We start from the raw sequence: 13,127 nt of genomic DNA, 5'->3' as shown, positions 1-13,127 counted from the left end.
CGTGTCCATGGAGCGGGGCCCGATGGAGCAAGGGGCGCAGGCCGGTTCGGCGCTGCGGCTGCGGCACCTGCCCCGGCAGCCGACCGCCGCCGTCATCGCGCTGCACGGAGGCCGGGCGGACAGCTACGAGGCCGCCCGGCCCTGGCAACTGGCGGCGCTGCGCATGCGCCCGGTGCTCCGGGCGGCGGCCTCCGGCGTCCCTCCGGACGAGACCGCGCTGGGCCATGTCCGGTACCGGCACCGGGGCTGGAATCCGGAGGAGGACCCCCTGTACGACGCCTACCGCGCGCTCGAAGAGCTCGGTCGCCTGATCGGTCCCGTCCCGGTCGTCCTCATCGGCCACTCCATGGGCGGCCGGGCGGCGCTGCGCGCGGCGGCCCACCCCGCCGTGCGCGGTGTCGTGGCCCTCGCGCCGTGGCTGCCCGAGGGCGAGGGCATCGAGCACCTCGAGGGCACGCGGACGGTGATTCTGCACGGTGAACGCGACCGGGTGACCAGTGCCCGCGCGTCCATGGACTACGTCCGCCGGGCCCAGGCCGCGCGGGTGGACGCCGGCATCATCCTCATCCGCGACGGGGACCACGCGATGCTGACCCGCCCCGCCCTCTGGCACCGCACGATCGCCGAACTGGTCGCGGATCTCCTCGGGCCCGGCGAACGGCCTTCCGGGCTGGCCGCCGCGAGCTCCCGCCCCGGTTCCCCGCTCCGCCTGTGACCGAGCGGGGCCGCGTCGACGGCGGTCCGCGCCGGGCGCCGAGGGCGGCATGCCACAATCCCTACCGGCTGGTAACTGCCAGGTGCCGGCGAGTCGAGGAAAGGTGCCCCCATGGCCCGCGTGTTCACGGTGAGCGACAGCATCCACATCGACGTACCGCCCGATGTGGCCTACCAGGCCATCTGCCGCCCCGGTGACATGGGCCGCTGGAGTCCGGAGAACCTCGGCACCGCCGAGGGGACGGGGCAGGCACCGGCGGAGCTCGGCACCACGTTCGTCGGTCGCAACAAGCGCGGCCGGTTCCGCTGGGTGACCCGGTGCACGGTCACGGCGGCCGACCCCGGCCACCGCTTCGCCTTCCGCGTGCACGCCATCGGCGTCGGCCGGCCGCGGCTGCGCGGCCCGATCGCCAGCTGGGAGTACCGCTTCGAGCCCGTCGACGGCGGTACGCGGGTCACCGAGACCTGGACGGACGACCGGCGCGCCTGGCCCGACTTCGTGGCCGACACCTTCGACCGGATCGCCACCGCGGGACACACCTTCGCCGCCTTCCAGGCCCGCAACATCCGCGCGACGCTGCGCAACCTCAAGCGGGAGCTGGAGACCGCGAACTGACACGGGCGCGCACGGGCATGCCGGCCGTGGGCGACCGGTCGCGCTCGCGGCGGAAAGCCGAGCCGTACGGCCCCCTGGCGACCGAGCCGAGCCGGTCCGGCGGCCGCCGGTTCCGGACCGGCCCCGGTCACGCTTCTTCCGCGTCCTCACCGGCCAGGAAGGGACGCAGCAGCGCGAGCAGGGCGCGCGGCCGGTGCAGCGGGATGATGTGGCCGCAGTCCTCGATGACGTGTCCGGTCAGCTCGTCGGTGACCGGGCGGAGCTGGCGTTCCAGCGCGGCGCCGACGGGCCGGGCGCCCAGTGCCATGGTCGGCACGGTCAGGCGGGCGGTGGCGACCGCCCGCTCGATCTGTGCCGCGCTCTCGGGCAGCGCCCGGTAGTACGAGAACGCGCGGCTCAACGCCTCGCGGCCGGTGTACGCGCGGACGAACGCGTCCCGGAGGGCGGGGCGCACCCCGTCGCCGAGCGTCCCGGCGCGCAGAAACCAGTCGACGTACTCCGCCTCATGGCCCTCCAGCACGGTCTCGGCGAGACCGGGCGCGGCGGAATGGAAGCCGAACCACCACGGCGGCCCCTCGGCGAGGAACTCCTCCGCGCCGGGCAGCCTGCCCAGGAGGGACTCCATGACGACCAGGCGCCGGACGAGACCGGGGCGGCGCAGGGCGAGGAGGAAGGCCGGGGCGGCGCCGGCGTCGATGCCCACCACCGCGGCCGAGGACACGCCGAGCGCGGTGAGAAGCGCGGCGGCGTCCTCGGCCAGGGTGCCCGCGTCGTATCCGGAGCCGGCCCGGCCGCTCGCGCCGAACCCGCGCAGGTCCGGCGCGATGACGCGGTGACGGCCGGACAGGTCGGCCATGACATCCCTCCACACCTCCCAGGTGTGCGGGAAGCCGTGCAGCAGCAGAACCGCCGGGCCCGATCCGGAAAGGGCGACGTTCAGTTCGACACCGTTCGCGAGGACGCGTCGCAGCTCGGGCATGGAGGGACTCCGGGTACTTGGTCAGTGTGAGTGACCAGGTCACGCTAGGGAACTAACCTGGTCCGTCCAAGACGGCACTTTCCCTTCAGGTGGTGAGCTCCAGGTGACCACATCGAGATCCGGCGGACGTGACCAGCGGCCCGGTGAGCGTGGTGACCTGCTGGATCCGAGCTGCCCTACCCGCCAGTTGCTCGACCGCATCGGCACCAAGTGGACGTCCATGGCGGTCAAGATCCTGGCCGAGGAGGCGCCGGGCGAGCTGCGCTTCGCGGAACTGCGGCGCCGTGTCCCGGGCATCTCGCAGAAGATGCTGTCCGTCACCCTGCGGAGCCTCGTCCGCGACGGCCTGGTCGCGCGCCGCGTCGAACCCACCGTGCCGCCCGCCGTCCACTACCGGCTCACCGAGCTCGGCCTGTCCCTCGACATACCGCTCTCCGCCCTGCGGGTCTGGGCCGAGACACACATGCCGGAGATCGACCGCAGCAACCGGCTCGCCGACGCGTCGCCCCCCGACTAGGGCGCGGACCGAAGGCGCCGGTCACCGCCACTCGGTCGCCGAAGAAGCCTGGCCGCCCTCCGCGCGGGGATATGACGGGTTCTTGGGAGGCCGGGGGGCATGGAGAACGGCTGGCGGGCAATGCGCGAGTGGTGACACGCATTGTGATCGTCTTCCTGACCCTGCTCGCCGCGGTCGCGAGCGCCGCGGTGGCCGTCGCCATGTCGCCCTACTGGTGGTTCGCGGCCGTTCCGCTGCTGTTCCTGGGCCTGCTGGGCGCGTGGGACCTGGCGCAACGCCGGCATTCGGTGCTGCGCAACTATCCCGTCCTCGGCCATGCCCGTTTCCTCATGGAGCGGCTGCGCCCGGAGCTCCAGCAGTACTTCGTCGAGCGGAACTTCGACGGCCGTCCCTTCGACCGGGACGTACGCAGCATCGTGTACGAACGGGCCAAGGGCACGGACGCGGAGGAGCCGTTCGGCACCGAACGCGATGTGTACCTTCCGGGCTACGAGTTCCTGGTGCCGTCGATGGCGCCGAGCCCGGTGCCGAAGACCCCGCCGCGCGTGCGGATCGGCGGGCCCGACTGCGAGCGGCCGTACGACATGGCCCTGCTGAACGTGTCGGCGATGAGCTTCGGCTCGCTGTCGGCCAACGCGGTCCTGGCGCTCAACGGCGGTGCCGCGGCCGGCGGTTTCGCCCAGGACACCGGCGAGGGCGGCCTTTCGGAGTACCACCTGCGCCCAGGCGGCGACCTGGTGTGGGAGATCGGTACCGGGTACTTCGGCTGCCGTACCCGGGACGGGGACTTCGACCCGGCCCAGTTCGCCGAGAAGGCGGCGCACGACCAGGTCAAGTGCGTGTCCCTGAAGCTGTCCCAGGGCGCGAAGCCCGGCATCGGCGGTGTGCTGCCGGGGGCCAAGGTGAACGCCGAGATAGCCCGGGTCCGGGGCGTGCCCGAGGGACGTACGGTCCTCTCCCCGCCGTACCACCGGGTGTTCTCCACCCCGCGGGAACTCGTCCGCTTCATCGCCCGCATGCGTGAGCTGTCCGGTGGCAAGCCCGCCGGGTTCAAGCTGTGCGTGGGCTCGCGCCGGCAGTTCCTGGCGGTGTGCAAGGCCATGCTGGAGGAGGGCACGGCGCCCGACTTCATCGTGGTGGACGGCGCGGAGGGCGGAACCGGCGCGGCGCCGCTGGAGTTCGCCGACCACATGGGCGCCCCGCTCACCGAGGGCCTGCTCACGGTGCACAACGCCCTCGTGGGCACGGGCCTGCGCGACCGGATCAAGATCGGGGCGAGCGGCAAGGTCGCCACCGGCACGGACCTCGTCAAGCGCATGGTCCAGGGCGCCGACTACGCCAACGCGGCCCGCGCCATGATGTTCGCCGTCGGCTGCATCCAGGCGCAGCGGTGCCACACCAACACCTGCCCCACCGGCGTCACCACCCAGGACCCCCACCGCGCCCGCGCCCTGGACGTGGGGGACAAGACCCCGCGCGTCCAGCGCTTCCAGGAAGCGACCGTGGCCGGCGCCCTCCAGATCATGGCGTCCATGGGGGTCACCGACCCCGCCCAGCTGCGCCCCCACATGCTCCACCGCCGCATCGACCCGGTCACCGAACGCTCCTACGAAGAGCTGTACGAGTGGCTGGAGCCGGGGCAGCTGCTCGCCGAGCCGCCGGAGTCCTGGGCGGCCGACTGGAAGCACGCCGACCCCGACCGTTTCACCGTCTGACCGGAGGATCCACATGTCCCGTACTGTTGCCCGCGTCATCGTGGACGCGCTGAGCGAACTCGGCGTACGCCAGGTGTTCGGCGTCGTGGGAGACGCCCTCAACCCCGTGACCGACGCCATCCGCGGCACCGAGAGCCTGGAATGGGTGGGCTGCCGGCACGAGGAGGCGGCGGCCTTCGCCGCGAGCGCCCAGTCCCAGCTCAGCGGAACCCTCGGCGTGTGCATGGGCACCGTAGGACCCGGTTCCGTCCACCTCCTGAACGGGCTGTACGACGCCGCCAAGAGCCACGCCCCGGTCCTGGCCATCGCCGGGCAGGTACCGCTCGCCGAACTCGGCAGCGACTACTTCCAGGAGGTCGACAACGACGCCCTCTTCAGCGACGTGGCCGTCTTCCGCGCCACCATCACCTCGCCCGACCAGCTGCCGCAGCTGCTGGAGACCGCGGTGCGCACGGCGATCGGCCGCAAGGGGGTCGCCGTACTCACCGTGCCGGGCGACCTGGGCGAGCGGGAACTGACCGACGACCGGCCGCCCCGGTTCTCCCTGGCCCCCGCGGTGACCCGGCCGGACGGTTCGGCCGCCCGGCGCGCCGCGGAACTCCTCGACCGGTCCGAGCGCGTCACCCTGCTCGTCGGCGAGGGGGCGCGCGCCGCCCGCGAGGACGTCCTCACCCTCGCCGACCGGCTGGCCGCGCCGATGGTGCTCACGCTGAAGGCGAAGGCGGGTTTCGAGGGCGAGCACAACCCGTTCCAGGTCGGCCAGACCGGTCTGATCGGCAACCCGGCCGCGGCGGAGGCCCTCCAGGACGCGGACACCCTTCTGCTGCTCGGCACCGACTTCCCCTACCGGGACTGGTATCCCGAGGGCAGGACGGTGATCCAGGTCGACACCGAGGCCACCCACATCGGGCGCCGGGTGCCGGTCGACGTCGGGCTCGTGGGCGACACCGGCGCCACCGTACGCGACCTCCTGGAGCACCTCGGCACGGTGGCCGGGGGCGCACGTGACCGCGCGCACCTGGACAAGGCGCGCGAACGCTTCGACGGGTGGCGTGCGGGCCAGGCCCGGCTCGCCGACCCCGATCACGACAAGGGCCTCGTGGGACGGCTCCGCTCCGCACTGGACAACCGCAGCCATGACATCAGGCCCGAGGTGCTGGCCGCGGCGGTGGACCGTGCCGCCGCCGACGACGCCGTCTTCACCTCCGACACGGGCATGGCCACGGTGTGGCTCTCCCGTTTCGTCGAGATGCGCGGTGAGCGGCGCCTCATCGGCTCGTACAACCTCGGTTCGATGGCCAACGCCATGCCGCAGGCGCTGGGCGCGCAGTGCCTGGACCGCGAGCGCCAGGTCGTGGCCTTCTGCGGCGACGGCGGACTGAGCATGCTCCTCGGCGACCTCATGACCCTCAAGACCCAGCGCCTGCCCGTCAAGCTCGTCGTCTTCGACAACCGCCGGCTCGGGATGGTGAAGCTCGAACAGGAGCAGGCCGGTCTGCCCGAGTTCGGGACCGTACTCGACAATCCCGACTTCGCCGCCGTGGCCGAGGCCATGGGCATCACCGGCATCCGGGTGACGGAGCCGTCGGAGGTGGAGAGCGCGGTGCGACGGGCCTTCGACACTCCGGGCCCGGTCCTGCTCGACGTGCTCACCAACCCCGACGAGATCGCCGTACCGGCCCAGCCGACCGTCGAACAGGGCTGGGGGTTCGCGGTGGCCAAGGTGAAGGAGGTCGTACGGAGCCACGGGGACACCAGCGACCACTGAGTGCCGCGAAGCGTTCAGCGAAGTGGCCCGTGCCCGGCGTCGCGCCCGGCCGCGCTCCTGGCACGGGCCTGTCCGGGATATCGGCATTCAGGCGTTTACCGGTGCGCCGTGCGGACAGACGAAGGCTCTCGAAACGGAATACGGGTTGCTCCGGCATCCCGCCCACGACACCAGCGGAGGACCAAGTTGACCGAGAACATGTGGAACTACGCCCCGACCGCCGGCCACACCCCCGACGCCGATCTGACCGGCTACACGGTGGAGGCGAGGGACGGGCACATCGGCAAGGTCGACAAGCACTCCCACGACGTCGGATCGCAGTACATCGTCGTCGACACCGGTGTGTGGATCTTCGGCAAGGAGGTCCTGCTCCCGGCCGCGACGATCACCCTCATCGACCACGAGGCGAGGACCATCAGCGTCGCCCGCTCCAAGGAAGAGATCAAGAACGCACCGGAGTTCGACAAGGACAAGCACCTGGGCGACCCCGCCTACCGGGACCAGATCAGTGGCCACTACGGAGCCGGCGGTTCGGGGCACTGACCCGCCCCCCGGTCGGCGCTCAGGCGCCGCGCGGAGCCCGGACGGCCCTGGCCGTCCGGGCTCCGTGGATTTTCAGCACGACGATGCCGGCGGGAACGGTGAGGATCATCAGCACGCCGCTGCCGACGAGCACGGCGGGGGCACTGGTCCGGTCGAGGAGGAAGCCGCCGAGCGCGGCCCCTACAGGGGAGGCCGTCAGGAGCACGGCGCCGCGCGCGGCCAGAACCGTGGTGAGCGCGCCGGCGGGCGCGCGGTCCTGGATCAGGGTGAGGGACAGCGCGGAGTAGGGGCCGTAGACGAGTCCGGCGAACGCGAACCCGATCAGGGAGGGGACCGCGGAGTCCGTGAGGGCGAAGGGGAGCATGCCGACGCCGTGGCCCGCGATGATCCCGAGCACGGCCGGCCACAGCGGGAGCCGTCCGGCCGCGCCCAGCGCGAGAGCGCCGATGACGGCTCCGATGCCGAAGGCGGCCCAGTAGCCGCCGAGCAGCCCCGCCCCGGCGTCGAGATCGCCGGAGACGAACAGGGGGAGGGCGACTTCGACGGGGCCGAAGGCGAGATTGAACACCCAGGTCACGAGGAGCAGTCCGAGGAGTTCCGGTCGGCGGCGCAGAATCCCCGGCCCGCGCGGTGCCCCGCCGGTCACCGGGGGCTCGGACGACCGGGGCAGGGGGGTGCGGGCGGTCCGGACGGCGAGCGCGGCGAACGTGGCGGCGTCCAGGCCGATGATCCAGGCCGGGGACACCGCTCTCACGAGAAAGCCCGCGAGTGCGGGGCCCGCTATGGTCGCGCTCCACAGACTGGTGCTCAGCACGCTGTTGGCCGCCCGGCGCCGGCCCTCGGAGAGCACAGGGGCGAAGAGGGCGTGCTTGCCGGCCTTGCCCCAGGCGTGGAACAACGAGGAAGCGCCCAGGAGCCCGACGTAGACGGCCGGGGTGAGCACCCCCGCCAGGTGGGCGAGCGGCACCGCTCCCAGCAGGACGGCCCGTGTCGCGGCGTCGGTGACCAGCAGTCGCCGGGCGGGGAGCCGCCGCGTCCACCTGCCCAGGAGCAGGGCGCCCAGCGCGCCGGGCAGGACGTAGGAGGCGACGGCGATACCGGCCAGCGCACCTCGGCCGCCGCCGGGGCCCAGTGCGAGCGCCAGCCACGCGACCGCGACGACGCTCATGCCGTCGCCCAGGTCGGACAGCGCGAAGACGGGCATCAGCCGCCGAAAGGCGCGGTCGGCGAACAGGGAGCGACAGGGGCCGGGCGCCGGACGCGCCCGTGCTGCTGAGAACATGCGGGTCACAGTCGTCCTTCAAGCGCGCTTGAAGTCAAGGGGCCTGACCCGGCATCGAGGAGGAGGGCATGCGCTATCTGCCCATCGGGGAACTCGCGGACAAGGCGCACGTGCGGGCTTCGGCGCTGCGCTACTGGGAGGAGCGCGGTCTGCTGCCCGGCGCGCGCCGCGAGGGCGGCCGCCGGGTGTGGCCCGCCACCACGCTCCGGCGGGTCGCCCTGATCAAGATGGCTCAGCGGGCGGGGTTCACCCTCGCGGAGATCACGCGGCTGCTGAGCGAGGAGACCACCGCGGCCGCCACCCGCCAGTGGCGGGACATGGCCACGCGCAAGCTGCCCGAGCTCGACCGGCACATCGCGCAGACCCAGGCCCTGCGCCAGGCGGTTGCCGACTGCCTGGAGTGCGGCTGCATGAACTTCGACCGGTGCGTACTCCTCGACACCGCGGACCTGGCGCCCTGACCGCGCACACCCGACGGCGGTGCGACGGACCGGTTCCCCGACGCCGTCAGGTCTGCTGCGCAGCCTTGACGGTAATGGTATGGGCCAATACCGTCTGCCTCGCACAGAACTCCACATGCTTCAACACCGCGCACCTCCATCAGAGTTGACGACGCATCCGCCGCCCGGGGGCGAGAGCCCGGGAGACCGTCACAGGCGGCGTAGCGAACAGACGCGATCATGTCCTTCCTCGGAGGCCAGACCTATGCAACTACCCCTCGCAAGGGCACGCCGCGGCGGATGGAAGAGAGCGCTCTCTCTCCTGCCCGTCGTCGTGGCGACGGTGGCGGCCACCGTCACCGCGGCACCGAACGTCCAGGCGGCGGTGCCCCCGGCACCGTCCGGCTTCACGCTCACCTGGAGCGACGACTTCAACGGTGCGTCCGGCACCGGCATCGATCAGAGCCTGTGGAAGTACGACACCGGGCCGGGCAGCAGCTTCGGCACCGGTGAGATCGAGACGATGACCAACAGCACCTCGAACGTCTACTACGACGGTCAGGGCCATCTGGTGCTCCAGGCCCTGCACTCGGGCAGCGACCCGCGCGGCGGATGGACCTCGGGGCGCGTGGAGACCCAGTCGGCGGGCTTCGGCGCCCCGGCGGGCGGTGTCGTACGCATCGAGTCCGTCCTCCAGCAGCCCGATGTCACCACCGCCAACGGCGCGGGCTACTGGCCGGCGTTCTGGATGCTCGGCGCGCCGCTGCGCTCCGGGGTGACCTGGCCGAAGTCCGGCGAGGTCGACATCATGGAGGACATCAACGGCCGCAGCTCCGTCTTCAGCACCCTGCACTGCGGGGTGAACCCGGGCGGTCCGTGCAACGAGTCGACCGGCATCGGCTCGGGTGAGCGCGCCTGTCCGGGCTGCCAGACCGGCTTCCACGACTACGCGGCGGAGATCGACCGCTCGGTGTCGCCGGAGCAGATCAGGTTCTACCTCGACGGGAACAACTTCTACACGATCAACGCCAACCAGGTGGACGCCACGACCTGGTCCGACGCGGTCGACCACCCGTTCTTCATCATCTACGACCTGGCGATGGGCGGCGGCTTCCCGGACGCCTTCGGCGGGGGCCCGAACGCGTCCACGGTCTCCGGCGGCAAGCTGGTCATCGACTCGGTGTCCGTCTACAACAAGGGGCCCGGCTCCGGGGGCGGCGGCGGTTCGGTGAGCGGTCAGACGATCACCGGACCCGGCGGCAAGTGCGTGGACGTGGCCGGTGACGACACCGGCGGCGACGGCACCGCGGTCCAGCTGTGGGACTGCCAGTCGGGCGCCAAGGACCAGCACTGGACCTGGAACGGCCAGACCCTCCAGACCCTCGGCAAGTGCCTGGACATCGCCGGCGGCAACAGCGCGGCCGGTACGAAACTGCAGCTCGCCACCTGCAACAGCGGCGGCTACCAGTCGTGGGTGCGGCAGCCCGACGGCTCACTGCGGAACCCGACCAGCGGCCGGTGCGTCGACTCCCCCTCGGGTGCCACCGCGAACGGCACCCGCCTCCAGATCTGGGACTGCAACGGCTCCGGCGCGCAGCAGTTCGCCATCGGCACCCCGGTCTACGGACCGGGCGGCAAGTGCGTGGACGTGGCCGGTGACGACACCGGCGGCGACGGCACCGCGGTCCAGCTCTGGGACTGCCAGCAAGCCACGTCGCTCGACCAGAAGTGGACCTGGAACGGCCAGACCCTGCGGACGCTGGGCAAGTGCCTGGACATCGCGGGCGGGGTGAACGCGGCCGGCACGAAGCTCCAGCTGGCCAACTGCAACGGCGGCGGCTACCAGAACTGGGTGGCGAACGCCGACGGCTCGATGTCCAATCCGACCACCGGCCGCTGCATCGACTCGCCCTCGGGCGCCACCGCGAACGGCACCCGCCTCCAGATCTGGGACTGCAACGGCTCGGCCGCCCAGAAGTTCTCGCTCGCCTGAGCGACGACACCCCTGTCCGGACCGAGGCGGGGTGGCCGCAGGGCCGCACCTCGACAGGTGCGGCCCTGCGGTGTGTCGCGCGCGGCGGCGGCTCCCGGTCAGGCCGAGCACTCGTCCGGGGTGACGGCCGTCAGCGGGGAGAGGGAGACCTCGTCGTCGACCAGGCCGTCGTCCTTCTTCACGGGCGAGGTGGAGGTGAAGTCCGTGATGGCGTAGTAGTGGTGGCCGTAGCCCTGGCCCGGCTTGTCGCCGGTCTTGCCGTAGTTGATCCACATCACGCCGGCCACCTGCTGCTGCTGGTACCGGTGCTGGAGGTGGGCCTTGTAGCCCTGCGGGACGAACGCGGAGAACTGCTGCGTGGTGCCCTGTGCCGTACCCCAGGTGTAGGAGTAGCTGGTCGAGATGGTGGTCTCGATCAGCTTGTCGATGCCCACCTTGAGGCTCGCCGAGACCTGCACGCTGTTGGTGGTCGTATAGGTCGTCGACGAGGCCCAGTTGACGTTGTTCGCGTCGTTGCCGCCGGAACAGTTGGCGTAGTCCGAGGTCAGCGCGGTCCACTGGCCGTATCCGACGGTCTGCGGGTCCTGGTAGGGGTAGAAGCCGCAGCTGACGTCGGAGAGGGTGTTCATCTGGGCCTGTGCGCAGTCGTTGACGAGTTGGGTGGCGCTGACCGCCCCATGCTGCGACTGGGCGGGGAACGCGTCGGCCGGTGCGCCGAAGCGGGTCCCGTCCTTCAGGCACACCTCGTGGTCGCAGTACTGGGGTGTCTCGGCGAACGCGAGCGCCGTGCCGAGCGTGGTGAGGGCCACCGTGGTGGCTGCCACGGTCAGGGCGCGAGTGGTACGACGGGGCAATTCGGGCTCCGATCGAGATCGTTCCGTCCGGGGCGGGCGACGGCCGGGCATGGGAGTGGGGGTTCCGCATGTGCCTGATGTCGCCCGCCCGGACGGGTGGGGGGTGTGGGGGGATGTACGCGGCTGGGGGGAACTGGAGGCGGTGGAGACACCGTTCGCCTCACGTTCCTTCTGGGGCGCGCGAGTTGGGACGCTACGGCACCGGGTCTCCCTGGTGCCACCGCCGGGGGCGGACCGTGCGGGGCGGGTGAGCCGTTCCCGGCGACGTGTTGACAGGGCCCGTTGCCGCCGGTAGGGGGTGGCGGGGTCGCCTCAGCGGTAGTCGCCGGCCGGAGCCCACCACTTCTGCTGGGTGCCGCCCCAGCAGTCGAAGAGTTCGAGGTTCTTGTCGCCCCTGGTGCTGGAGGCGTTCGCGACCTCCAGGCAGCGGCCGGACACGGGGTTGTAGACCTGGCCGTAGCGGCCCAGGACCCACTTCTGGTGCTGTCCCCCGTCGCACGCGTCGAGACCGACGGGCGTGTGGTCGGCCGTGCCGTCTCCGGATGTGCCCAGGCACAGGCCGTGCACCTGGAGGGTGTCGTCCTGGCCCATGGTCCAGTCCTGGGCGTCGCCGCCGTTGCAGTCCCAGATGTCGGCGACGGCGGGCGGCCGCGTGGCGTTGTCGTAGTCGTCCAGGCACAGGGACTGCCCGTCGCTGCCCTTGAGGCCGTACGTCAGGGGTGCGTGGACGGGTGCGCTCGGTGTCATGCGCGCATCGACGTCGCTGACCGAGGCCGTGGTGGAGCTGCCCGTGTTGCTGCTGACGATCTGCACGCCCCGCAGGACGAAGTCGGACTTCGGGAGGTGCCCGGGGTTGACGTAGTCGACGTAGCGGTCGAACAACTGGCTGAAGTCGTCGTCGATCGACGCCCAGGTGGCGTCCTTCATCAGGTCGGGGCTGCGCACCATGACCCGGCAGCCGTCGGGGCAGGTCATGGTCTTGTCGTCCCTCGTGTACCAGACGACTCCGTTGCCGTCGGGGGCCTTGAACGTGCCGGGATCGTAGTGGACGACGGAGATCACGTCGGGGTGCGCCGAGCCGTGCTCGGAGTCCTCGAAGATGAGGTCCGTGGTCAGGAGCGCGCGCTTCTCGCCGCAGGTGAAGGGCTTGGTCTGCTGGATCTTCGCCCGGTAGGAGACGTCGATCCGGCCGTCCGCCGCGGTGCGGTACCCGCGGTCGGGCCCCGGTTCGAGCTGGGAGTCGGGGTAGGTGTAGCTGACGTTGGTCTCGTGCAGTCCGCAGACCCCGGAGGCGTCGTTCTGCATGGTCACCGTCTTGTCGGCGGTCTGGGTGGTGAAGGAGTAGCCGGGTGAGGTCCCCCAGTCGGAGGTGTTCCACCCGTAGGTGCCGATGTCCCAGGTGGGACGCTCGGGGCTCTTCCGGGTGAACTCCTTGGTCCCGGCGAAGGCACCGCAGCCGGCGCTGCTGGTACGCCCGGGATCGGGTGTCGTGTTCTTGTCCGGCGGGTCCTCCACGACCATTCCGTAGCAGTCGTGCGAGGGGCCGGGGTCGTACAGCAGCGAGAAGGAGCCGGTGTCGGCCGACGCGGGCTGCGTCAGCCGCGGCCACAGCACCGGTATGAGGAGGAGCAGGGCGGGCAGTGCCAGCAGGGCGATCCTGCGGGGTGGGGCGGGTAGGGCCCTCATATGACGCTCCGAGAGGGGTG

General features: G+C 71.7%; 12 protein-coding genes. 8 read left to right on the top strand and 4 right to left on the bottom strand.

Annotation, left to right across the window (positions count from 1 at the left end; all coding sequences use genetic code 11):
* Nucleotides 1–7 precede the first annotated feature (7 nt).
* Together GHR20_RS35275 and GHR20_RS35270 are read left to right on the top strand one after the other, a co-directional pair.
* The gene (locus GHR20_RS35275; protein ID WP_153815576.1) at nt 8–715 is read left to right on the top strand and encodes an alpha/beta fold hydrolase; all 708 of its coding nucleotides are present in this window, start codon (nt 8–10) and stop codon (nt 713–715) included.
* 111 nt (nt 716–826) lie between these two features.
* Nucleotides 827–1,330, top strand: a complete 504-nt coding sequence (locus tag GHR20_RS35270; protein ID WP_153815575.1) for an SRPBCC family protein — start codon at nt 827–829, stop codon at nt 1,328–1,330.
* Nucleotides 1,331–1,457: 127 nt separating this feature from the next.
* Here the strand turns inward: GHR20_RS35270 and GHR20_RS35265 are convergent, their stop codons facing one another.
* Nucleotides 1,458–2,309 (bottom strand): alpha/beta hydrolase, encoded by an 852-nt coding sequence (locus GHR20_RS35265; protein ID WP_153815574.1) that lies wholly within the window; start codon nt 2,307–2,309, stop codon nt 1,458–1,460.
* Nucleotides 2,310–2,412: 103 nt separating this feature from the next.
* Here GHR20_RS35265 and GHR20_RS35260 point away from each other — a divergent pair, with 103 nt between their 5' ends.
* From GHR20_RS35260 to GHR20_RS35245, 4 genes are all read left to right on the top strand, one after another.
* Nucleotides 2,413–2,826, top strand: a complete 414-nt coding sequence (locus GHR20_RS35260; protein WP_111582985.1) for a helix-turn-helix domain-containing protein — start codon at nt 2,413–2,415, stop codon at nt 2,824–2,826.
* A gap of 131 nt (nt 2,827–2,957) precedes the next feature.
* Nucleotides 2,958–4,541, top strand: coding sequence for an FMN-binding glutamate synthase family protein (locus tag GHR20_RS35255; RefSeq protein WP_194859076.1), 1,584 nt, complete (start codon nt 2,958–2,960; stop codon nt 4,539–4,541).
* 13 nt (nt 4,542–4,554) lie between these two features.
* Nucleotides 4,555–6,309, top strand: coding sequence for a thiamine pyrophosphate-dependent enzyme (locus GHR20_RS35250; protein ID WP_153815572.1), 1,755 nt, complete (start codon nt 4,555–4,557; stop codon nt 6,307–6,309).
* A gap of 186 nt (nt 6,310–6,495) precedes the next feature.
* A complete protein-coding gene (locus tag GHR20_RS35245) occupies nt 6,496–6,852 on the top strand; it encodes a PRC-barrel domain containing protein (RefSeq protein WP_111582982.1) in 357 nt (118 codons plus the stop codon).
* Nucleotides 6,853–6,871: 19 nt separating this feature from the next.
* On the opposite strand, the gene GHR20_RS35240 is transcribed toward GHR20_RS35245, so the two are convergent.
* Nucleotides 6,872–8,134, bottom strand: coding sequence for an MFS transporter (locus tag GHR20_RS35240; protein WP_153815571.1), 1,263 nt, complete (start codon nt 8,132–8,134; stop codon nt 6,872–6,874).
* A 68-nt stretch (nt 8,135–8,202) separates the two neighbouring features.
* Here GHR20_RS35240 and GHR20_RS35235 point away from each other — a divergent pair, with 68 nt between their 5' ends.
* On the top strand, nt 8,203–8,595 hold the full coding sequence (locus tag GHR20_RS35235; protein ID WP_111582980.1) for a MerR family transcriptional regulator: 393 nt from the start codon (nt 8,203–8,205) through the stop codon (nt 8,593–8,595).
* Between the two features lie 244 nt (nt 8,596–8,839).
* Nucleotides 8,840–10,567 carry a ricin-type beta-trefoil lectin domain protein gene (locus GHR20_RS35230; RefSeq protein ID WP_111582979.1) on the top strand — a complete coding sequence of 576 codons (1,728 nt, stop codon included), beginning with the start codon at nt 8,840–8,842 and terminating at the stop codon, nt 10,565–10,567.
* A gap of 98 nt (nt 10,568–10,665) precedes the next feature.
* Here GHR20_RS35230 and GHR20_RS35225 read toward each other — a convergent pair whose 3' ends face one another.
* Nucleotides 10,666–11,391, bottom strand: coding sequence for a hypothetical protein (locus GHR20_RS35225; protein ID WP_111582978.1), 726 nt, complete (start codon nt 11,389–11,391; stop codon nt 10,666–10,668).
* A gap of 342 nt (nt 11,392–11,733) precedes the next feature.
* Nucleotides 11,734–13,107 (bottom strand): RICIN domain-containing protein, encoded by a 1,374-nt coding sequence (locus GHR20_RS38230; protein WP_153815570.1) that lies wholly within the window; start codon nt 13,105–13,107, stop codon nt 11,734–11,736.
* Nucleotides 13,108–13,127: the final 20 nt, after the last annotated feature.

The organism is Streptomyces sp. SUK 48, assembly GCF_009650765.1.
Classification (GTDB): Bacteria; Actinomycetota; Actinomycetes; order Streptomycetales; family Streptomycetaceae; genus Streptomyces.
Note: the sequence above shows the minus strand (reverse complement) of the source record. Positions and strands in the feature narration are given on the sequence as shown.